This window comes from Candidatus Bathyarchaeota archaeon, assembly GCA_026014745.1.
In the GTDB taxonomy this organism is placed as follows: domain Archaea; phylum Thermoproteota; class Bathyarchaeia; order Bathyarchaeales; family Bathycorpusculaceae; genus Bathycorpusculum.
In genome coordinates this window covers 311,522-334,076 of record JAOZHS010000003.1, presented here as the reverse complement: position 1 = coordinate 334,076, position 22,555 = coordinate 311,522, and the positions used below count along the sequence as shown (strand labels likewise).

At 43.2% G+C, this 22,555-nt stretch carries 20 protein-coding genes, 1 tRNA gene and 1 pseudogene; 9 read left to right on the top strand and 13 right to left on the bottom strand.

Annotation, left to right across the window (positions count from 1 at the left end):
* Position 1 precedes the first annotated feature (1 nt).
* From NWE92_12930 to NWE92_12900, 7 genes are all read right to left on the bottom strand, one after another.
* The gene (locus tag NWE92_12930) at positions 2–2,383 is read right to left on the bottom strand and encodes a S53 family peptidase (GenBank protein ID MCW4030535.1); all 2,382 of its coding nucleotides are present in this window, start codon (positions 2,381–2,383) and stop codon (positions 2–4) included.
* A gap of 182 nt (positions 2,384–2,565) precedes the next feature.
* The gene (locus tag NWE92_12925) at positions 2,566–2,808 is read right to left on the bottom strand and encodes a GNAT family N-acetyltransferase (protein MCW4030534.1); all 243 of its coding nucleotides are present in this window, start codon (positions 2,806–2,808) and stop codon (positions 2,566–2,568) included.
* A gap of 7 nt (positions 2,809–2,815) precedes the next feature.
* A complete protein-coding gene (locus NWE92_12920; protein ID MCW4030533.1) occupies positions 2,816–3,238 on the bottom strand; it encodes a hypothetical protein in 423 nt (140 codons plus the stop codon).
* Between the two features lie 141 nt (positions 3,239–3,379).
* Entirely contained in the window at positions 3,380–4,351 is a 972-nt protein-coding gene (locus NWE92_12915) for a thiamine pyrophosphate-dependent enzyme (protein MCW4030532.1), read from the bottom strand.
* A gap of 14 nt (positions 4,352–4,365) precedes the next feature.
* Entirely contained in the window at positions 4,366–5,571 is a 1,206-nt protein-coding gene (gene porA, locus NWE92_12910) for a pyruvate ferredoxin oxidoreductase (protein ID MCW4030531.1), read from the bottom strand.
* 35 nt (positions 5,572–5,606) lie between these two features.
* The gene (locus NWE92_12905) at positions 5,607–5,891 is read right to left on the bottom strand and encodes a 4Fe-4S binding protein (GenBank protein ID MCW4030530.1); all 285 of its coding nucleotides are present in this window, start codon (positions 5,889–5,891) and stop codon (positions 5,607–5,609) included.
* Positions 5,888–6,442: a 2-oxoacid:acceptor oxidoreductase family protein gene (locus tag NWE92_12900; GenBank protein MCW4030529.1), complete on the bottom strand. Its 555-nt coding sequence runs from the start codon at positions 6,440–6,442 to the stop codon at positions 5,888–5,890. The genes NWE92_12905 and NWE92_12900 overlap by 4 nt, the downstream gene beginning before the upstream one ends.
* Before the next feature lie 403 nt (positions 6,443–6,845).
* Here NWE92_12900 and NWE92_12895 point away from each other — a divergent pair, with 403 nt between their 5' ends.
* Positions 6,846–8,309: a B12-binding domain-containing radical SAM protein gene (locus tag NWE92_12895; protein ID MCW4030528.1), complete on the top strand. Its 1,464-nt coding sequence runs from the start codon at positions 6,846–6,848 to the stop codon at positions 8,307–8,309.
* A gap of 69 nt (positions 8,310–8,378) precedes the next feature.
* On the opposite strand, the gene NWE92_12890 is transcribed toward NWE92_12895, so the two are convergent.
* Positions 8,379–9,245, bottom strand: coding sequence for a nucleoside 2-deoxyribosyltransferase (locus tag NWE92_12890; protein MCW4030527.1), 867 nt, complete (start codon positions 9,243–9,245; stop codon positions 8,379–8,381).
* 228 nt (positions 9,246–9,473) lie between these two features.
* Here NWE92_12890 and NWE92_12885 point away from each other — a divergent pair.
* Positions 9,474–9,550 (top strand) — tRNA-Asn (locus NWE92_12885).
* A gap of 857 nt (positions 9,551–10,407) precedes the next feature.
* Here NWE92_12885 and NWE92_12880 read toward each other — a convergent pair.
* Both NWE92_12880 and NWE92_12875 read right to left on the bottom strand, forming a co-directional pair.
* Positions 10,408–11,286, bottom strand: a complete 879-nt coding sequence (locus tag NWE92_12880; GenBank protein ID MCW4030526.1) for an AAA family ATPase — start codon at positions 11,284–11,286, stop codon at positions 10,408–10,410.
* Positions 11,287–11,456: 170 nt separating this feature from the next.
* Positions 11,457–12,350, bottom strand: a complete 894-nt coding sequence (locus NWE92_12875; protein ID MCW4030525.1) for an ATP-binding protein — start codon at positions 12,348–12,350, stop codon at positions 11,457–11,459.
* Between the two features lie 558 nt (positions 12,351–12,908).
* On the opposite strand from NWE92_12875, the gene prs reads away from it, so the two are divergent.
* Entirely contained in the window at positions 12,909–13,763 is an 855-nt protein-coding gene (gene prs, locus NWE92_12870) for a ribose-phosphate diphosphokinase (protein MCW4030524.1), read from the top strand.
* On the opposite strand, the gene NWE92_12865 is transcribed toward prs, so the two are convergent.
* Positions 13,693–14,196 (bottom strand): hypothetical protein, encoded by a 504-nt coding sequence (locus tag NWE92_12865; protein MCW4030523.1) that lies wholly within the window; start codon positions 14,194–14,196, stop codon positions 13,693–13,695. The genes prs and NWE92_12865 overlap by 71 nt on opposite strands.
* 93 nt (positions 14,197–14,289) lie before the next feature.
* Here NWE92_12865 and NWE92_12860 point away from each other — a divergent pair.
* The 6 genes and pseudogenes from NWE92_12860 (at position 14,290) to NWE92_12835 (ending at position 20,583) form a co-directional block, all read left to right on the top strand.
* Positions 14,290–14,856, top strand: a pseudogene (locus NWE92_12860) (ribulose-phosphate 3-epimerase).
* A 174-nt stretch (positions 14,857–15,030) separates the two neighbouring features.
* Positions 15,031–15,894, top strand: coding sequence for a transketolase (locus tag NWE92_12855; protein MCW4030522.1), 864 nt, complete (start codon positions 15,031–15,033; stop codon positions 15,892–15,894).
* Between the two features lie 37 nt (positions 15,895–15,931).
* Complete coding sequence (locus NWE92_12850; GenBank protein MCW4030521.1) at positions 15,932–16,963, top strand: transketolase family protein; 1,032 nt, start codon at positions 15,932–15,934, stop codon at positions 16,961–16,963.
* 34 nt (positions 16,964–16,997) lie between these two features.
* A complete protein-coding gene (gene fsa, locus NWE92_12845) occupies positions 16,998–17,654 on the top strand; it encodes a fructose-6-phosphate aldolase (GenBank protein MCW4030520.1) in 657 nt (218 codons plus the stop codon).
* A gap of 225 nt (positions 17,655–17,879) precedes the next feature.
* Complete coding sequence (locus NWE92_12840) at positions 17,880–19,364, top strand: arylsulfatase (GenBank protein MCW4030519.1); 1,485 nt, start codon at positions 17,880–17,882, stop codon at positions 19,362–19,364.
* A gap of 25 nt (positions 19,365–19,389) precedes the next feature.
* The gene (locus NWE92_12835; GenBank protein MCW4030518.1) at positions 19,390–20,583 is read left to right on the top strand and encodes an anaerobic sulfatase maturase; all 1,194 of its coding nucleotides are present in this window, start codon (positions 19,390–19,392) and stop codon (positions 20,581–20,583) included.
* Between the two features lie 34 nt (positions 20,584–20,617).
* Here NWE92_12835 and NWE92_12830 read toward each other — a convergent pair whose 3' ends face one another.
* A complete protein-coding gene (locus NWE92_12830; protein MCW4030517.1) occupies positions 20,618–20,986 on the bottom strand; it encodes a hypothetical protein in 369 nt (122 codons plus the stop codon).
* A 91-nt stretch (positions 20,987–21,077) separates the two neighbouring features.
* Positions 21,078–22,325, bottom strand: a complete 1,248-nt coding sequence (locus NWE92_12825; protein MCW4030516.1) for a chloride channel protein — start codon at positions 22,323–22,325, stop codon at positions 21,078–21,080.
* Between the last annotated feature and the right edge of the window lie 230 nt (positions 22,326–22,555).

Sequence of the window (22,555 nt, the reverse complement as noted above, 5' to 3'; positions counted from 1 at the left end):
TCTACTTTTTTCTTTTTATTATTAGCCCAACAGCTGTTAGTGTAAGCATTGCGATTATGATTGTTAGGTTTAATTCGGGGATTGCCGGTGTCGGCGCAGGTGTGGCTGTTGGGGAAGCAGTGACCGTTGGTTTTGTGGTGGACTGCGTGGTGGATGCGGATGCGGCAGGAGGAGATGTTGGCTGCGCTGTTTGAGCGGGTTGGTTGGATTCAAGTGTTACCGTACAAGTCGCTTGAGAGGTTAAACCTGCGGCATCTTGGAATTCGGCATAGACCGTTTTTGTTCCATCGCCACTTTGTAGTGTCCAATTTTTTGAAGTTGTATACGTTTCCCAGTTTGTGTAGGTTTGGTTGTCGTTTGAGAAACGCATGTTTGTTATGCCTGAGGTTGCGTCGGTTGCGGTAACATTTAGGGTTATTGTGGAGCTTGATGTGACTGTGTTAGTTGTTATGGTGCCTGAGGGTGGCGTTTTGTCTAATTTTATGCTGCCTAACGTTGTATGTGCCGTTTCCAAGTTGACTCCATAGGGGTTCCAGCTGCTCCAGTACTCTAAAGTGCCATTTTCTCCTTCTGTAGAAATAACTGGCGATCCATTAGCGGTAACATTTTGGATCACGCCGCCGTTTATACAATAAAACAGTTCAGTCACTTCTGCGTCAGGCGTTAAATCCAACGTAAAATCTGACGTGTACCAACCTCCATTATAGTTAAGGCTGATGAAGGGCTCGCGGGTTATGTTAAAAGAAAAATCTGAATTCTGGTCCCTGATAACGATAATGTGTTTTCCTACGGTGGTTGTAGGTACCTGAACCGACGCTGTAAACGTCCCCAAATCATCCGCTATCGATGACCAAAGGGTCTGATTATCCCAAAGTAAACTTATGATACCTGGATTAAACCACATGCCCGAAACTAGTAGGCTTTGACCTTTTTGGGTAAAAACTTGCGTTGTCAAATCGGTTCTATTACCAAACACTCCCGACGCGAAAACATTATTGACTTGAGTTAAACCCCTGCGTAACAATGCATAGGGCTCGGTGGAGTTGTAGTATCTTCCATCGTTACTGTCTCGGGCGCGAAAAACTATGTAATCGGAGGCTGGTTTGTGGTCGCCTGCCAAGTTGTTTTGTAGCAGGTCAGGTGCGTTGATTTGAAGGGTGAAGTTGCCGTTTGTGGTGGCAGTGTTGTTGGCTATGGAAATCCACGTGTTGCTCTGTGGGTTTAGGTAGTAGAGGTTTATTGAGGAGCCCAAAAAACCTCTGCCTGTTAGGGCTATTGGGGTTTGGCCAGCGCCCTCGGTAGGTGAAACTTCGAGGTATGTGCCAAAATTGTAGGTTAAGGGGCTGCCTAACCCTGTAACTCGGTCATAGCCTATGGTGGCGCTATAGTTGGCGTTTGCCCCTTCTGTTATGTCTCGGAAATATGCGGCGTAGTCGATTTGGGCTTTCTGGTACAATTCGTTGTTGGTGGCTGAAGCGCCCAAGGCGTGGATGGCTGCCCATTGAGGTGCTCCAGCGCTTGTGCCTCCGACCTTGTACCAGTAACCATTATAGTAAACTGGGATTCCAGTTGCTGGGTCAGCGTTGTAAGAAACATCTGGTACTGCCCGCTTAGAGTAAGTTAATCCATAGTTTGCTTGGTAGCTGGGTAAGGGTTCATATTTGCTTGTTCCGCCGCCACTATCATCCCAGGCTACCTCTGAAATTACTGTTCCATCCGCTTGGAGGTTTAGAGTGGTTCCTCCAACTGCCACAACATACCTTGAACTGGCAGGGTAGATTACGTCTTCAGAGTTGTCACCTGAAGCAGCAAAAAACTCGATGCCCGCTTTGTTGAAGTATTGGTCCCATAATAGTTGGTTGCTCTCTTCTTCTCCGCCCCAACTCATAGAAACCGCAACTACTCCCTGCTGATTTGTGGCATACGTGATTGCATCAAACATTGAGGCGCCCTGATTGTCTTTGGCTTCTACAAGGAGAATTGTTGCGTTTGGAGCGATAGCATGTGCCCATTCCACATCTAAACAGGTTTCTAAACTCCAGCTTTCATCAGCGGGGGTTATGCCTGGCATTTTGTGAACTAATAAACCGCCTGAACTGTTATCTGGAAGGTTGTATGTGTGTGAAAACGTGTTAAAGGCGTTCAAGATGTATGGATTGTCATAGGCGGTTATGATGGCAATTATTTTTCCTGCTCCGCCTGCGTCAGGTAAGTTGTAGGCGGTTCGCATTTGGGTTGGTGTGTATCCATGAGGTGTGGTGTAGCCTGTAAAAAGTGCGGTGTGCAAGGGGTGAACAACCCAGTTGTTTGATGGCTGTGCAGAGGCTTGGGTATAGGGTGCGAGGATGCTAACTGTGAATGCTAAGCAGATCATTAATGCCATATTTTTTGGGTTGTACTTTAGGTTCACTTTTTAAATTACCCCTATAGTTCACCTGTATATTATTTTTGGGGGCAGCATCCTAATCAACCCAACGATAACTTTTATGCATTATTGACGTAAAATCAATAACCAAAACCTGCACTACACCAATGCAGAAATCCAAGTAGCAGAAGAAAAAACTGCTAAACCCTAACAAAGATATACTCATGGCAAGGCCTAAAACCTGCCTTCAAGTAAACATTCTTCGCCGTCGCGTTATCTTCCGCAACATAAATAACGACTTCAGGTGCTTTAAGCAAGCATTCTCGTAGCAGAGTGGACAGAATCGATGTTGCATAACCCCGGTTGCGCCACTCCGCGCGGGTACCTATCCAAGTCACATGTCCCAACGCCTCAGTAGCCATAGCATAGCCAAAAGCAACCAACTTACCATCATGTTTGATGCCAACCCAAATGCCGCGAGGGGCCTGAAACTGTTGACGAACAAAAATCTGACGTCATTTCACTCCACATCTGCGGATAGGCTTCCCGCATGAGAGCCGCGATTTCCTCAGCGTCTTGAACCATCAACTGTTGTGGCTCTAAAGTAACGTGTAGATTCTCCCCTCCTCGCCTCACCCTCAACAAAGATATTGCTTCTTTGAGCTTAACAGAGGGGTAGCGCTCCGAGAGGGTTGCTTCGCAGTTTTTTGGCACCTGTATATCTGTCACTGAGGGGCTGAGGTTTTCAAGCATAAACGCCACAGCAGAGGAGCTACCTCGAAGCTGCGCAATGAAACCGTTGTAAACAAGCATCAAGCCCGCAACTGTAGCGCCGTCATGTGCTAAGTAGATTTGGGTTTTTTCAGGTTGCAATTTTAAGTCGTAAGCAAAAAAATAGTAGTCGCATATGTCTTTGTTAACGATAGCCCAAAAGGTGGGTTTAAGATCGTTTGTAAGCGCAGCTAACCGCAAATAGACCACAAAAATATAGATAACAAAAAAGGAAAAAAGGATTTAGGCTGTTTCGCACTGTTTGAGCAGTTTCTGCCAGCGCGCGTCGGTGTTGCTTTGGATTTCGTCGATGACATGTGAGTTCTTTGTTGAGAAGAGGTGCCGGTATCGTCCTTGGCCTTCGAGGTAGTCTCTGACTGGGCGTTTTTTCTGTGGTGCGAGTGAGATGATTTTGCTGGGGATGGAGAGTTGGCGTTTGCCGTTGACTGCTTCCCAGATGGGGAAGATGCATGTTTCCACGGAGAGTTTTGAGTATTCCATGGTTTTGGATGGGTCGCTTCTCCAGCCACGTGGACAAGGCGCAAACACATGTAGGAATGCTGGGCCTTCGACTTCTAGGCCTTTGCGGACTTTGGTGATGAGGTCTTTCCAGTAGTATGGGGTTGCGGTTGCGACGTATTCCATGCCGTGTGCAAGCATGATGTCTGTGATGGGTTTTTTGTTTTCAAGTTTGCCGGGTCTCACTGAACCTGCTGGGCTGGTGGTTGTTGCTGCGCCAAGAGGTGTTCCACTGCTACGTTGAATGCCTGTATTCATGTAGCCTTCGTTGTCGTAGAGGATAAAGAGGAAGTCATGTCCTCGTTCGACCGCGCCCGAGAGAGCTTGCAAGCCAATGTCGTAGGTTCCACCATCACCTGCTAAGGCAATAACGTCGATGTGTTCTGGACTCATTTTGCCCTTTCTTTGAAGCACCTTAATAGCAGCATCAATGCCTGCGGCGTTGGCTCCGGCGTTTTCAAACGCAGTGTGAACCCATGGCACTTCCCAAGATGTATAGGGATAGATTGAGCCGACGATTTCCATGCAGCCCGTAGCTTGAGTTACAATGGTGGGTCCGCGGGTACCTTTCATTACGAGCCGAAGCACTGAAGCGGGTCCACAGCCAGCGCATGCGCGGTGACCGCTCTCAAATAGGTCGGGTTTGTTTGCAATGTCTTTAGCGGTGAATTTCCATTCTTGAGTTTCAGTTGCCATTTTATTTTCCTCCATTACTCCCTTAATCCTAAATAATGCACGGTGCTATCCACTTGTCCCGTTTTTGCGAATTTGCATAGGTCCTCGAAGACTCGTTTGAAGTCACGGGGGCTGCTGTCTCTGCCGCCTAAACCATAGATGTACTCCACAACGATTGGACGTTGTTTTAGGTCATAGAGTGCGTTTCTGACTTCGTTAAAGACTGCAGCGCCAAAGCCGCCGGGGCTCATGCTTTTATCAAAAACCGCAACGACCTTGCAGTTCTTGAGTGCATCTTGGATGTCTTCTGCTGGGAACGGACGGAACGTACGGAGACGCAAAATCCCGACTTTTGCTCCTTCAGCGCGAAGTTCGTCAACCATGACTTTAAGTGTGCCTGCAGTCGAGCCTATACAGACGATTGCCACTTCGGCGTCGTCAACCTTGTAGGGGTCAATGAGTCCGTTGCCAAAACTTCTGCCGCTGATTTTGGTATATTCTTTGTTGACTTCTTGGATTATTTTATACGCGTTTTTCATGCCTTCTTCTTGCTGACGCTTGAATTCGAAGTAATAGTTCTGCAAGGCGTTGGGTCCCAGAGTCATGGGGTTTGCGGGGTCAAGTTTTAACGGTACAGTTTTGCCTTCATGGGTGGTAACCATTGGGAAAGCTCGCTCTCCAACGAAGGCCTTAACGACGTCGTCAGTTAGAACATCGACGCGTTCAAGCGTGTGGCTGATGGTAAAGCCGTCTAAACCCACAATTATGGGCAAGGAAACTTTGACGTCTTCTGCGATTTTGAAGGCTTGAATTATGGAGTCGTAGGCTTCTTGGGCGTTTTCAGCGTAAACCTGAATCCAGCCGCTGTCACGCTCAGCCATGCTGTCAGAGTGGTCTCCGTGGATGTTAAGGGGTGCCGATAAAGCGCGGTTGGCAACTGCCATAACAACTGGTGCACGACTACCCGAGGTGACAAAGAGCATTTCATGCATTAAAGCTAATCCTGCGGAGGCGCTAGCAGTGAATGTGCGGGCCCCCGTAAGAGATGCAGTTAGCGATGCGGTCATCGCGCTGTGTTCGGATTCCACACAGACAAATTCAGTCTGAGTTTCACCGTTTGCAACGTATTCACTGAATTTTTCCACTATGATTGTTTGAGGCGTGATGGGGTAGGCTGCAACCACGTCAACGTCGCATTGTTTAACCGCGAGAGCAACTGCTTCGTCGCCGTTTAATGCCATGACTTCTTGTTTGGGTTGTTGTTGTGTTGCCATGTTTATTCCTCCGGTAACTTCATAGTGATTGCTTTAGTTGGGCATTCGTTGGCGCAGATACCGCAGCCTTTGCAGAAGGCAAAGTCGAATTCGATTTTGCCCATTTTGGGGCGGTAACGGATTGCGCCTTCGGGGCAAAGCATCACGCATGTTAAGCATGTGGTGCATTTTTCTAGGTCGCGGATGGGCATGTAGGTTTTCCAGTCGCCAGTCATAAAGCCAACGCTGGCTTTTGAAGACACGGCGCCGACGGAGATTTCTTTCCAAGTTTTTTCTTTACTGCTCATTCCATTTTTGCCTCCTTGTATGCTTCTTGGACCACGGCAAAGTTTTTCTCTGCCAAATCAGGGCGAAAACGTCCCTTCAACGTTTTTTCAATGCCCTCTAAGCTTACGATGCCTGTTGCTTTAGCAACTACACCAAGCAACGCGGTGTTTGTGATGGGGACGCCGAGGATTTTTAGGGCGATTTCAGTGGCTGGAACCGTCCATACCTTTCCCTTGACAACCCGCAGGTTTTCTTTTAGTTTAGCGGGTTCATCACTTGAGTTTATTATTAAACAGTCTTCATCGCGGTTTAATCCAGCAGTTACAGGGACCGTCTTTAGCAGTGTATTGTCTAAAACGACCACGACGTCTGGATCATAGATTGCACAGTGCAACCTTATGGGTTCAGTGCTGATTCTGGTGAAAGCGGTTACGGGGGCTCCCATCCGTTCTGGCCCAAATTCTGGGAACGATTGGATGTATTTGCCTTCGTCAAGGGCGGTTCTTGCCAAAAGTTCGCTGGCAGTCCACGCTCCTTGTCCGCCTCTACCGTGCCATCTAAACTCTACCATAGTTTTCAAAGCAATCCCTTCACTAAAGTATTTTCTTATAACAATGACGGAACCCTTGATATACATTTTTCTAGGAAAATGCATTAATCCATAGATTTTAATGTAAAAAATCCGCTCAGAGAAATTGACATAATTACCGTTATCACGACATTTTGACATTAAAAAAAGCGTCATTGGAAACTTTAAACGTGTATGTTGCACAGTGAAATATGCAACAAAATCAGACAAATATAAACAAACAACTTTACTAAATTGACTTGAGCAAACTTTTCAATCAGGCTGCCACTAAAACTGATGCAAAGTATACAAGGTAGGGTCGATAAAGTTATATCTGTCCTGTTACTGACTAAAAAATACGTAAAGACACTTTTACGAAAGGAGCTGATCTTTGGAGGTTCAACAAATGACAGATGTGCTTTTAACTGCAGATAGGACACTAATGAGTAATTATCATCATAACGAGTTTTTAGGGTTCGGCACTTGTGCGCCTCCAAACTTCATACCAGAATGGCTCTACAGCTACCTATTCTTCCCGCCCCTTGAAACAAGCAGCGGAAGACCTTGGACTGCCCCCTATGGGCTGCGAAAAACCGAGGCTCAACTGCTAAAAGAAGGCTTCAAAGTAGACACTGTTAGCCCAAGCGCACTAAGTAAACGTTTAGAAAACACGAAAGTTCTGGGCATCTACACCATGGACCCCTTCGGGCTTGGACCCGCCTCAACCACTCTGGCCTCGATATTTAAGAAGGAACCCTATCTCGCAAAACACTTCCAGACCCTACTCAAAAGCCAATCCTTACAGAAAGCCAAAAAAAACGGATTAAAAGTAATCGTTGGCGGTCCCGGTGCATGGCAGTTCCGTTGTAGGGAAAATGCAGCTAAAGAATTGGGCATCGACTGCGTTGTGGAGGGCGAAGCAGAAAACGTCATAGGCAAACTTTTCCGCGTCGCCATGGAAGGACAAAACCTCCCTAGCCACTATGAAGTTGGCCTCGGAGAGACCCCCACTTTAGAGCAAATTCCCGATATTGTTCAACCATCAATCAATGGGTTAATTGAGATTGGCAGAGGATGCTGCCGAGGATGCAAATTCTGCAACGTTACCCTAAGACCACTCAGATGGTACCCGATTGAGAAAGTTGAACGCGAACTTGACGTCAACTTGAACTCCGGCAAAGTCACGGGTGCTTGCCTCCACTCCGAAGATGTCATGCTCTATGGCTCCAATAATACTGTGCCCAACGATGAAAAACTTATTCGGCTACATGAGATGGTGATGAATAAAGTTGACAGCATCAGTTGGAGTCATGCCTCCTTAGCGGCAGTGGCTTCAGCGCCCAAACTTTTTTCAAAACTCTCAGAAATTATTCTTCAAAAACAATCATGGTGGGGCGCAGAAATCGGAATTGAGACAGGTTCACCCGAAGTAGCCAAGAAGATTATGCCCGCAAAGGCACATCCGTTTAGCGCGGACAAATGGCACGAAGTTGTCGTCGAGGGCATGGGGCTTATGCATGATTACAAGTTGGTTCCAGCCTGCACCATTATTGTTGGGTTGCCTGACGAGAAAGAAGAAGACGTAGCCAAAACAATGGATTTAGTCGATGACCTCAAGGGCATGCGAAGCCTCATTGTACCCCTCTTCTTTGTACCGTTGGGCAAACTCAAAAGCGAAGACTGGTTCACAAACACCCAACTCAGCAGCCTACATAAGCAGCTCCTGATTCAATGTGCTGAACACGATTTTTACTGGGTTGATAACCTGCTTGATTGGTCATTTTCAGATAAATGGTACAAACGCATAACTAAGGAATTCTACAAGGGCTTCTCTGCTATCGCAAAATATAAGGTTAGACAGATCGAATAACCGCCAGACAGCAACCTTACGGTCCTCTTTTTGGTTTACCCCGTTCTGATGAATTAACTTTATTCAAGTTTACACGTAGCAAATAAAATGATCTTTGTGTTGAATCCTGCACCAGTTAATCAATTCCTGCGTCTTAGCGCTTTGACCATCCCAAGCTATAAGCATCAGGTCAGCCATCTGAGCAAACAAGAAATCGCGTTTTGAGGGCATACTTATGTTTTTAGGGATCGGTTGGTCTTCGGCTGATAGAAATTTGAAATCGAATTTTTCTATGATTTTAAGCATTCTGTCTGAAATGTCAAACTTGTCATAGCTGATTATCGTTACCTTCTGCTTCAGGCTACCTAAATACTCAGCTGCTGCTTCATCGCAAGCACCATTTGACCCGACAAACCAAACGGTATTTGTCTTTATGTAATTTGATAGGGTGGATTGGATTTTGTCCACGCATAGTGCAGGTGTAACCTTACTAGAACCAGTAACCGCTATCCCATAAGGTGCCTTTTCAAGGGCATTAATGATCCTGGAGCCAACTCTCATTTCATAACGACTAAACGTCATATTAATTGCCTCAAGCAATCGAACCTTAATGGTCAACAGATTCTGAGGGTCATATTTGATAGTCCTCAGGTCAGCTATGTCAAAAGGCATTTTCTCAAATGACTGGGAAAGAACAATCGTTGGTTTATTGAGAGCCATCGCGTATCCTAATTCCCACATTACATTTGGGTTATTTCCTGTTACATCGGCTATGCAAAGAGCTGCTTGCTTCAGCTCGGAAACTAAGTCAATTGTTATTCTGCCCGCAGACTTTACCTCGTCTAAGCGATAGCATCGCGTTCCTTCTTGCGTGATAGCTGTTTGGACTGTATTCTTAATTTGAGCGTATACATCATCGAATTTCTTGTCGAAAGGCATTATGATAAATATATTCATAAAAGCGCTCTCCGGGATGGCTCACAATCGGGTTGCATGAACGTTTTATTGGCAACGTTTTTCCTAATAACTTTGCCCTTCGCAGCGATGTTGCCGAGGTAAACGCGCAAGAACTTTCTGAATTGCTCCTCTATCAATCAAAGTTTGTTACTTAACACTCTTCGCAGGGTCGACGGTATGCTTAAATATGTTATGTGAAATCTGGTGTGGCAGAAGCAGTGATGCTTTGCCGCCGTTGCACAGCCCGGTAGTGCAACTGACTGTTAATCAGTAGGTCAAAGGTTCGAGTCCTTTCGGCGGCGCCATAATTTTTACGAATCATTACTGCCCTTTTTTCGTAGCCTAATTTCCGTAGAATATTTAGTAATACCTTTGGCGTGGACGGAGGTATAATCTTGACTTGTGTTAGAGGTAATGCCTTTGGGGCAAACCGAGAAACAGTCATCGATGAAGAAGAAATTGGTTTAGCCCTCGAAAAAGCCAACTCCATTAAAGATTAATATTTCATGCTAAGCGCACTAGCTGTTCTCTCACTTATGCGGTTTTGTGGCAAACGTAGCAGAGATTTTATGGATTACAATAGAGCGTTTTAAAATAGGGGGAAGCTTGCTAAACGTAACGTTTAGCGTGGAGAAAAAAACGTAAACACAAGAAATGCCCCAGTTGCGAAACTAAAAACTCAAAGAACTCGCTGTTTTGTAAAAAATGCGGCATAACTCTCGCTAATACTTCAATTTTTTTTACCGCCGAGCCCTCAAAAGCTTTGAAAGCCTTCTCCCTCTCTGACACACTGACCCAAAATATTTTGAACTTCCTTGAATACCTGTATGAATTAAATCCGACGCCAAAGTTCTGGCTTCCTTCTTGAAAAAGCGTTTTTGGCTATTACAGATTTTCCCCCAATAAGCATCTTAGCGACCGCGCAGTGTTCACAATCGTGCCAAGCACAAGCCAAACAATTTGGCCACACTTATTCAGAGAACCAATGGCAAGTGACATAGTCAAACAAGGTAACAGCATTATTGCAGCTTTCAAAGTCCAAAAAAGGTTGGCTTTAGAAGATATGCGAACTGGCTTTAACTACTTACAAAGATTTGCTATTGATATTATTAGAACTGGCACTGAAATAGCATTCAAATTCAGCTATAGAAAATTGTTTACCCTAGTTTGCTATATTTTCTTTGAGTTTGGCGTAGTAAGGTATTGTATAATTGCGGGAAAGATGAATCAGTTCATGGTTAGCTTTGGTGTATTCTTCAACAGCGTCTTTTGAAACATATTGCTCTAAATAGCTTCGAATTGCTTTTACAGTGTCGTCTTCCGAGAGGTTTTCAAATGTTTCGCCTTTCAGGGCTGAAAGAGCTCTTATCACGTCAGCGCTTACAGGCATAATGCTAAGGTCATCAAGTTGACCTAATAATTCAGTTGCGACAACTTGACCTTTTTTGTTCTTTAAATAGCTCTTTATAATTTGGGAAATCATTTTACGTGAAGTAATATCAAAGTAAAGTGGGACAGAAAATCCTTCAACCACGCTTTTATCAACCAAACTGGGACGCTCCGTTATGCCCATAACCATGACTTTCGGTAGTGACCGCTTTAGTAAAAGTGTCAGCCAAATATGCAAAGTCGAAAAAACTGGGTTCAACCTGACATTTTCACGAGATAAATAGTGAATCTCGTCAATGGCTACAATAATGGGTTTGTTTTGTGCTATAAGTTCCTGAGCTTTCTCAAGTATTTCTTTTGCTTGATTTGCAGTCCTGATTTCAAGTAGAAACTTCTCGCAATGTATCCCGAGATAAGAGAATCTCAGATTAAGCCTTTTGTTTAACTCGTTTGCCAGTGCGATTGGATAAGCTTTTTTGCCTATCCCTTGGTAGCCAAAAACGAAAACCGATTTGAAACTGCCGCGTGCTACTTCCGTGCCTAGTGCAAGACCCACCTGCATCTGTTCTGAATAACCAAAAAGAGGCTTATCTGGAATTTGATCAAACTGTTTATAATCACCGATTAGTGTAATGGCTTCTTTTTTACTCAAATCCAAACCCTCCAAATCGCTCTATGTTGTGAAAGTGGGCCCCCGGAATTTTCATCCAATAAAACAACCCTAATAGTCGTATCGGATTTTTTAAGTTTTTGCTTGCTTGAGTGAAGAGTAAGCATACTTGCATATAAACACCGTTGATATGGAATATGTATTTCATTTTTTTAGGCTTTAATTTTTTCATAGAAATCAATCCAATATGGAATAGTGTATCTTTTGCTTTGTTCAATCAGGTTGGCTTCATCGTGCTCGAACTCGTCTATTGCTCTTTTAGGAAGGGGCATCCCAATAGTAGCGACCATCGTACTGGCTACCATTTCTGTTGGAATTTTGGTGATGTCGCCGTCGTAGCACTCTTTTGTTGACATGCAAGAGTTCATGACATCTCTTCCCATCGGCCAGAAACCCAATCCATTTACTTTTCTCAAAAATTTGTCACTAACTTCTTTGTTAGTCGTCAAATTATTTTTAATTATTAATTCTATGATGGCGGGGGGCGTTGGCTCAAAATAGATTCCCGTTTTAAAACGATTTATTACCGATAATTCAATCATCGATGGGTTATTTGTTACTCCTACAATTAGTGCTTTTGAGGATTTGACGTTGTCATTGTTCAGAAAACGTCTTACCCAAGCACACAATGAGGCCATGTGAGGGGTGAGTCCGGGCGTATTTAACTTTGGTGTCATAAAATCAATTTCGTCAAAGCAAATGATGACGGGTTGCTGTTTAAGTGCTTCCCCTACTGCTCTTTCGAGACTTCTAATGAGTAGATCTGAATCACGAAGCTCAGCTGGAATTTTATCGGAGGAAATCATCTCTAAAGCATAGTGCATTTTTCCCTCTTCACTTAAGGAATTGGCAAGCGCGGCTGAAAAGTTGGTTTTACCGTTTCCAGGCACCCCAAAAAACAGTACCTTATGGCAGATGCCCTGATTGATCGAGATGGTTTTCAATGCTTTCATTTGGTTTTCATAACCAAATAGTTGGCCTTGCGGAATATGTCCTGGTGGATAAAGGGTGCACCATTCTTCTAACTTAATGGACGATTGATTCAACTCCCGATTATTACTGATGTTTTATGCTTTTTATTTAAAAGGTTTGTGATTTTTTTAAAGAATTTGCTCTATTTTAGTCTCAAAATATGTTCTATTTTCCTAAAATGTAATTTTAGGGAATCAAAAAAAAGCCCTAAGTTTTCAAATGTTGCCTTAGCGCGCTTTTGCCTTTTTCAACATCTTTAATTTCGTCTTCTTCCAGATTTATCCAAGACCTTTTACTATCCAATTTATCCCCGAAAAGTGAAAATTGGTTACTGATAGAATCCTCATCCCACTCCTTCGCCCCCACCATAACAATGACCCTGATAGTGGTTTAAAAAAAGGGAAATCGCGGGGAATATCTTGGGGTTCAACCGCCTGCACATCTGTCAATAAAGCGACCATAAGGCAAACAAACAATAATGCAGTAATGCTGAGAGATTTTTTACGGTATAACTGCGCCTCTGGAATACATACTTTCGGCGGTGGCATCACTTTTAACCGTAAAAGTTCTTTTTTGGATTTTTCAAATCAAGCATGATAGCCTTTTTATACTGATCTATCTACTTAGGGGGTATGGAAAAATTTCTGCTCGTCAGCCCGACTTGTTCGGATCTCGCGGAACCAAATGTTGAGATAAAAAAATTTCATGATTGCGAGAATTACATTTACATTCCCCAAATTGAAAATCTAAAAGAAAAACATGTCACAATTCTGCACAGGTGCTATCCCGACCAAGATTCACGTCTCCTGCAGTTTTTCCAAATTTTAAGCGCTGTGAAACCAGTTGCAGCAAAAGTAACTGCAATCATCCCGTACCTTCCATACTCGAGGCAGGATGAGCTATCTAGACCTGGAGAGACTGATTCGGCGACGATGGCTATCAAACTGCTGTTGAGTGCTGGTCTTGATGAGCTCGTTACGTTTAATTGTCACTTTTTGGAGTCTAGCGGCAAAAAGAATGTCGCAGGTTTAGATATTGATAACCGATCGATTGTTAACGATCTATTTGAATATGTTAAGCCGCGTGTATCTGATCCTGTTTTTATTGCCCCCGATCAAGGTGCCGCTCACTTCGTTGAAAAATTGGGCGGCGTTAGTATGGAAAAAACTCTCGGAGAGTACATCCATGGACCCATTGCTTTTAGGCAAATCACTTCCGAAAAACTTGATGCAGACATCGCTGGTCGAGACGTAATTTTAATTGACGACATGATCATTAGCGGAGAGACAATGGTTAAGGCCGCCCAAGTATGTAAAAAGGCAGGTGCCAAAAAAATCGTTTGCGCTTCAGTTCATGGGCTACTAGTTGGGTGTGCATTTGACAGAATTCGAGCTGCAGGTGCAAAAGAAATTGTAGTTAGCGACAGCGTGCCCAGTCCTGCGGCAGTAGTGAGTATAAAAAAGCGGCTAAAAGACTTTTTACCGTGAAGTAAAACAACACTTCACTTTCTCCCTCATCATCCGTGAGGAAAACCCGCGAAAACCCTATTTTACTGTAAAATGGAAAAAATATAATAAGACTTTGATGAAAAAGCGATAATTCAGATCTAACCATAGTTAGAAATAAAAACAGCGATTGGCGAGAAAAATTGGGCTCAAGAATTTGCAGTTGTCCAAAATGCAACAACGAAGGCGTACCCGAAATAATCGTTAGTGGCGAAGCTGTTTTATCGATTTGCCCAAAATGTAAGGTTGTTCTATCAAAATCAACTTGGCTATAAAAACTCGCGCCTGCAAGTTTCTCCTTTGACGTTAACATCAGGGCGAGGTTTTGTGCGCTCTCAATGTCGTTTTGTTTTAAACGCAAAAGAGCGAATACGAAAAGTAGCTGGAAAACCCAGTGAAGCGGTAATCTAGTCAAACAAGGCTTAAAAGCTAGTTGCGTTCATGTTGTAACACGCAGGCTAAAAAAGCGAGTAAATCCGACAAAACTGAGATTTAATAGTTGATTCAGATGGACGTAGAAGTTATACCCGCAATCTTGGTGAAAAACCGAGAAGAACTGATAGCACACATCGAGAAAGTTAAACCCAGTGTAACAACCGTGCACATAGATATTATGGACAATGAATTCGTCCCTAATGGCACAATCGGACTTGAAAGCCTAACAGACCTTCCCTCAGGAATGTCATACGAATTCCACTGGATGGTAAAGAATCCTGAAAAATGGATTTCGAAAATTCCTGGCGAACACACTCATTTAGTTCATGTCGAGACCATTGCTGATTGGAACGAAATAAAAAAGGCACACGCTTTGGGTGCAAAAATAGGTCTTGCTATTAATCCGCCGACACCCATCGAAAAACTATATCCCTATATTCATGATAATGAGGTCAAGCAAGTCTTAGTTATGACCGTCAACCCTGGTTTTAGCGGTCAAAAGTACATTGCTGACGTCGAATCAAAAATCCGTACGCTTCGAGAAAAATTCCCCGACCTCAAAATTGAAGTTGATGGCGGAATAAATCCTGCCACTTCCGAGAGGGCTAGTGAAGCAGGAGCAAACATCCTTGCAGCTTCAAGTTCAATTTTTGCTGCAGAAAATATTCCTGAAGCCGTCAAGAGCATCTACGATTCAGGGATTCGAGGTTACAATAAATTACAAGCTTGTCGTTTAGAGGAACCAGTCGCCTGTGTTGCTGTTCCCAAACTAATTACTGAACCTCCAAAACAAACACTTCTTGATCTACCAACGATTGGAACCGTAAAAGTTACTGATATAACCGAACTCTATTTATTATCAAATAATATCCGAAAAAATATTGTTAAGATGCTTCATGCAGCTAAATCAGGTCACCCTGCAGGTTCAATGGGTCTAGCTGACGTGTTTACTGCGCTTTACTTTAATGTTTTAGATCATGATCCGAAAAATCCGAATTGGGACGGTCGGGATCGCTTTATTTTGTCAAATGGACACGTTTGCCCCGGATTGTATGCTACCTTAGCTGAGGCAGGATATTTCCCCAAAGAAGAGTTAATGACTCTCAGAAAATTAGGTTCAAGATTACAAGGACACCCCCATAAAGATACCCTGCCTGGAATCGAGAATAGTTCCGGTCCTCTTGGACAAGGGCTATCAATTGCAGTCGGGATGGCGTTAGTTGCAAAGCGAGAAAAAAAGAAATGGCGTGTTTACTGCGTTTGTTCAGATGGTGAGCATAACGAGGGACAAATCTGGGAAGCTGCGCTCTTAGCCGCTAAATTTAAACTTGGAAATTTAACTGTAATAATGGACCGAAACAATATTCAAATCGATGGATTTACTGAAAACGTTCTTCCACTAGAACCCCTTGAAGAAAAATATAGAGCCTTCGGATGGCACTTAATCAACATAGATGGCCATAATATTCAACAAATAATTTCAGCATGTAATGAAGCCAAAACGGTAATCGATAAACCAACCATGATCATCGCACATACCGTTCCTGGAAAAGACATCTCATTCATGGAATTTATCACGGAATGGCATGGGAAATCACCGGGTGACAAAGAAGCATTAACCGCCTTAGAAGATCTTGAAGAGGAGAGAAAGTTCTATCGCAATGGAGAGAGCGAGTAGACCAAAAAATAATTCAGAAATGTTTCATGGTGTTAAAATGGTAAATTCATCAAAAATTAATAGTCAAATGGGGCTAATTGAGAATATTGACGCTCCCCAGAATAAAAAACCAAGTCGCGACGGATTTGGTAAAGCATTAGTAGAAGTAGGTGCTGAAAATCCTAACCTATGGGTATTAACTGCTGATGTTTCTGAAAGTACCCGTACTCATTGGTTTGCTGAAAAATATCCTGATCGATTTGTTCAAGTTGGCGTTTCTGAACAGAATATGGCCGGTGTTGCTGCAGGAATCGCTTCATTAGGAAAAACAGTTTTTATCTCCGCTTATGCCGTTTTCTCGCCTGGAAGAAATTGGGATCAGGTTCGTGTTTCAATCTGCTACAATAATGTGCCCGTAAAATTGCACGGTTCCCATACTGGCGTCACAGTTGGACCCGACGGAGCGTCTCACCAAGCCTTAGAAGACATTGCAATTACTCGTGTTCTTCCAAACATGATAGTTATTGTTCCAGCCGATTATGAAGAGGCAAGGAAAGCAACCATTGAGGCAAGTAAAATAAAAAGTCCCGTATACATCCGATCTTGCCGAGAGAAAATGCCCGTATTTACCACACATTTAACTCCTTTTACCATTGGGAAGGCAAACCTTTATCGCGATGGCAAAGATGTTGCAATTTTTGCATGTGGACCCCAAGTGTATGAATCCATAATTGCCGCGGAGAAACTTGAATCCGAAGGAATCTCGTGCGCAGTGATTGATTGTCATACAATTAAGCCAATTGATAAGGACATGATTAATTTTTGGGCAAAACAAACTGGCTTTATAGTTAGTGTGGAGGATCATCAAATAACAGGTGGGCTCGGAGGCGCTATTGCAGAAGTTTTAAGTGAATCGGGAAAGTCGACCCCTTGCACGTTAAGGCGCCTTGGGATAAAAGATATATTTTGCGAATCAGGAGAACCACTTGAACTTATGAAAAAATTTGGTCTTGACTCCGAAGGAATTGCCGAATTCGTTCGTGAGAACTACAAAAAAGAATTGCGCGTGATGAATGAGGAGAGTAGTTGATCATTATAACTTTAGTTTATTTGAGGTAGAAAAGATGGAATTCTTTTTAGATACTGCAAATGTTGAACAGATTAAAAAAGCCGCAGCACTTGGCGTTGTCGATGGAGTTACAACAAATCCAACTCTTATTGCAAAAGAGGGTGGAAAAAGTCAACAAGCGATAATTGCTGAGATTGCAAAAGTAATAACTGGTCCTATTTCAGTTGAAGGAAATGCTGATACTTGCGATGAGATTGTTCGTGAGGGAGAAGCATATTCGAAATGGGCAAAAAATGTCGTAGTAAAGATTGCGTTTACTCAGGAAGGAATTAAAGCTGCAAAAATCCTCGAAGGAAAGGGAGTTAAAACAAACGTAACGTTGGTTTTTAGTGCAAATCAAGCGCTAATTGCAGCGAAGGCTGGTGCAAGCTACGTTTCGCCTTTTATCGGGAGACTAGATGACATATCCGAAGATGGAATGGACCTAATTCGGGATATAATGCAAATTTACAAGAACTATGGCTTTAAGACCAAAGTAATTGTTGCCAGCATTAGGCATCCGGTTCATGTTTTGGAAGCAGCAAAAACTGGTGCTCATATTGCAACGATACCTGCCGATGTCTTAGCTAAGATGTGGAATCATCCGTTGACTGACATTGGAATTAAGAAATTCAAGGAAGATTTCGCTAAAACCGAAGAGAAAAAGTGTTAATTCAAAAAATTAAGCGAGTGGGCGCTTGCCCGTTTGCTTAGAGTTGTCTGCTGGAGTCTTCTTTCAGCATTTCATTTTCGTTTTTTACTTGCCCAATTGGCAGGTCAAAGGGTCTGCTGTGTTTGTCCCTACGGGTTGTACTGTGATAAGGTAACCACAAATCATTAAGTACCCGATACAGCCCAATGGTACATGTCTTTTTTGAGTTTTTTTAGGTGATTGTGCGTGAGTCAAAATACCAAACCTAATATTCTTGTAATGTGGGGCGATGACATCGGCTGGTGGAACATCAGCTACAACAGCAGAGCTCAAATGGGGTATCAAACGCCCAATATAGACCGCATAGCTAACGAAGGAATTTCTTTCACGGACTATTATGGTCAACAAAGTTGTACTGCTGGACGTGCCGCATTTATTACTGGTCAAAACCCTGTTAGAACTGGCTTAACAAAGGTGGGAATGCCTGGCGCTGACTTGGGATTACGACCGGAAGATCCAACAATCGCTGAATTGCTTAAACCATTAGGCTACGCCACGGGGCAATTCGGTAAAAACCATTTAGGCGACCGTGACGACTTTTTGCCCACAAATCATGGGTTTGATGAGTTTTTTGGAAACTTGTACCATTTAAACGCGGAGGAGGAGCCTGAAGACCCTGATTATCCTAAAGATTTCGAATTTAGAAAAAAGTTTGGTCCTCGTGGGGTTCTGCATAGTTTTGCTGGCGGCAAAATTGACGACACTGGACCGTTGAATAAGAAACGAATGGAGACTATTGATGATGAAATAACTGAGAATGCCCTCAGATTTATTGAGGACACTAAAAAGTCGGGAAAACCATTTTTTGTTTGGTATAACACTACAGCTATGCATTTTAGAACTCATCCCGCAGCGAAGCATTTGGGTAAAAGTGGCAAAGGCGGATTTTATAATGATGTGATGGTTGCCCACGATGAAAACATCGGTAAACTTCTGGGTAAACTCGACGAATTAGACATAGCGGGAGACACTTTGGTAATGTATTCAACAGATAATGGTCCTCACTACAATGCGTGGCCTGATGGTGGGATAACTCCCTTTAGGAGCGAGAAAAACACTAACTGGGAGGGCGCTTGGCGCGTTCCCGCTTTTGCTCGCTGGCCCAACAAGTTTCCTGCAGGTCTGGTTTTAAATGGTATTGTTTCTCATCAGGATTGGCTTCCAACGCTTTTAGCAGCTTCAGGAGAGCCGAACGTAAAAGAAAAATTACTACAAGGTTACACTGCGGGTTCAAAGAAGTTTAAAGTACACATCGATGGCATCAACATGTTGCCTTACTTTATGGGGCAAGAAAAAGAAAGCCCCCGCAAATCGTTTTTCTATATCGATGATGATGGTCAGCTTGTGGCACTTAGGTATAATGATTGGAAGTTGGTTTTTATGGAGCAACGAGCTAAAACTTTGGCGTTGTGGGCTGAGCCTTTTGTTCCGTTGCGGGTTCCGAAGATTTTTAATTTGCGCCGAGATCCCTTTGAGCGTGCAGATGAGAACTCAAATACGTATTGGGATTGGGTTATTGAGCATGCGTTTTTGGTTGTTCCAGCTCAAGCATATGTGGCAGAAATGATTCAGAGTTTTAAAGAGTTTCCCCCCCGTCAGAAACCTGCCGCGTTTAATTTGGATCGCGTGATGGAGCAGTTAAAGGATGCAAATGGAGCTGGTCTACACTAACCATAACTAATCTTGAGATTTGATGATGACTCAAAGAGAGCAAGCAGTTCGGGCTTTTCACGTCATGGCTAAGCCTGCGGGTTCTATGTGCAACCTAAACTGCGATTACTGCTTCTATTTAAAAAAGAAGCAACTGTACCCCAACAGTAACTTCCAAATGTCATTGGAAATCATGGAAAAATACATCCACCAAACCATAGAGGCTCACACGTCACCTACTGTAACTATTGCTTGGCAGGGCGGCGAACCCACACTGATGGGTTTAGACTTTTTTCGCCGCGCCATGGACGTAATAAAGCAGACAGTTCGCTCTGGCGTGACGGTTGAGAATACTTTACAAACCAATGGTGTTTTGATTGATGATGAATGGTGCCGTTTTTTGCATGATAATAATTTTTTGGTGGGTTTAAGCGTTGATGGTCCCAAAAAAATGCATGATGCTTACCGAAAAGACAAACTGGGCAATTCTGTTTTTGACAAGGTACTCCGTAGCGTCCATCTGATGCGGCAACACAACGTTGAATTTAATATTCTCTGCACCATTAACGCAGTAAACAGCCAGCACCCGCTTGAAGTTTACCGTTTTTTTCGTGATGAATTAAAAACGCCTTTTCTGCAGTTTATTCCTATTGTTGAGAGAGACAATGAAACAGGAAACCAAGAAGGCAACTGTATTACTGATCGCTCGGTGAATCCGAATCAGTATGGGCGGTTTTTAATTGATATTTTTGATGAATGGATAGCTCACGATGTTGGCAAGATGTTTATTCAGTTTTTCGATGGCGTGTTATGCTCGTATGTTCGGGGTTATTCGTCTCTTTGTATATTGAGCCCCAAATGTGGGGAGGGTGTCGCTCTCGAACATAACGGCGACGTTTATAGCTGCGACCACTTTGTAGAACCAAACTACCTTTTAGGGAATATACTAGACACTCCATTGGCGGACCTTGTTTTTAGCAGTAAACAAAAGAATTTTGGAGATGCCAAATGGAAAAAAATTCCCCATTACTGTCGAGCATGCGAGTTCTTGTTTACTTGTTACGGGGAATGCCCAAAAAATCGTGTTCTAAGAACACTTGATGGCGAAGAAAACCTGAATTGGTTGTGCGTAGGGTTGAAAGATTTTTTTACGCATACAAAAGAACCAATGCAAATTATGGCAGATTTGTTGCGCGCGGGTTATCCTGCTTCAGATATTATGGAGCTTTGGCACAAATAATCGTGGAATCTTTTTCTCAGCAATGCTTAGCCTTTTAGCTTTTTATCAGGATATCTTTGAAATATTGCTCTAAAAATTCTGTTTGTGACATGACTTCTGTTTGTCTATTTCGGATTATTTTTTGAACTTTTCTTGTCTTACTCAATTTTCGGTATGCCGAAATACTCATGTATGTTCCAAATACTGTGAGTGCTGTAAAAAAGATATAAAATATGATCTCGACTTGGATGCTTTCGGGAAAATAACTAAAAGCGTATGACAAGGTTGCTGCAGCCGAGGGGGCGATAACGGCAAGCGATAAACCGGTGCGTAACTGGGATAGTTGCGTTCTTTCTATGGCTAAGTAATTTCTTTCTGCAGCAAGTAAGGTGCGAATAAGTGCTAGACGTGTATTATCTTCCAAAAAAGTGACCTATTGTTTCAATATTAATTCGAGTATATTTTCTTTTTGTACTGATGGTTCAAGGCAAGTGCCTAATTGATTGGTCAGCTAGTTACTTGGCGGCTACAAATTTAGTCATATACCGATTAATTAGAAAGCCAACAATTGATGCTATGGCTATCATGGGAATCAAGTTGATTTGGGACATCAATGAAACAAGGAGAATTACTGAAATAGGTAAGGGAAAGAGGGCGCTAGCAACGGCTGCCATGCCCGCGGTGACTCCGACACCTTGCGGAATAAAGGGTAACAATTGGGTGATAGCTAAACCCATTGTGCCGCCCATGAATAGATAGGGAAAAACTGGTCCTCCCTTAAAAACTGTGTTAAACGATATTGCTGTTACAAAAGATTTGCCTATCATGAGAAGCAGTAGAAAACCAACCGTGTACGCGCTGCTTTGGAATAGAATGCTAACTATTTCGGTTTGACCTGAGTGGAGTAGTAAGGGAACAAACGAGCCAATAAGACCCACAGTTACTCCTCCAATTAAACCTCTTTTAATTGGGCTGCTTTTTAGTCTGTTGAACAGGTGCTTTTCGAGTTTTGCATACAGCCACCTGTAATATACCCCAAAAAACCCGCCAATTACTCCTATCACAAGTGCCCAAAGGAGATCAATGAATAATGGTGAGGCATATTCTGGGAAGATCAAAATTCCTGAAATGGTAATGTTGAAAACATGATAATAAACCAAGTAGCCCACAGTTGCTGAGACTAATCCGGGGACAAGCAATTCAACATAGGGTATTCCTTGGATAAACAGGTACTCCATGGCTACGAAAGCGCCTATAAGTGGGCTCCCAAAAAAAGACCCGAAACTGCCCGCCACACCGCAGTAAGTTACAAAAATTATCGAGCTTGCTCTAATCTTGAGCTTTTCTGCAAGCAGCGTAGCCGTGCCACCGCCTACATCTGCCAGTCCCCCTTCTGGACCAACTGAAGCCCCACTCCACAGAGAAAGTACACATTGCGTTACTATGCTCGGTAAATGGCGGTAATCTAAGCGTCCTTTTTTTTCAGTGAACTCTTTTTGGGTTGACCCTAACTGGATGTGTTCTCCAGCATATTTGATAGTTAACCCAACAACTACTCCGCCTATAGTCAGCAGAATAAGGGGCCAAAACATTTCTATCTGCAGTCCTTGAGGTGGTGTTTCAAAGAATGCTTCGCCCCAGCTAACAATAAACAGGTAAACGATTGTTAGTAGACTAGTTATTGCGCCTATGATGGCTGCTAGGATGAGTACTCTTACAAGATGAGATGCTGACGAAAAAATAGATGTGTCATCTTTGGTCATAGTTGAACCCAAAAAAACGGTATGCAATGCCTAAAAGGGGACATGCTTGCTTACGGATAAAAATTTGTTATTGTGAGCGCACAATCATATCTTTCTACCTTTTGATAGACCTGCAAATGAGGCTTTGGTGAAATGGTTAAATGTTTAAAAACCCACAAACGCAGAGTTCTTTGAAAAGAATAGTGCTCTTTTCTGGCTCTGTTAACTTCTTTTTTAGGCGGTGGGCAATG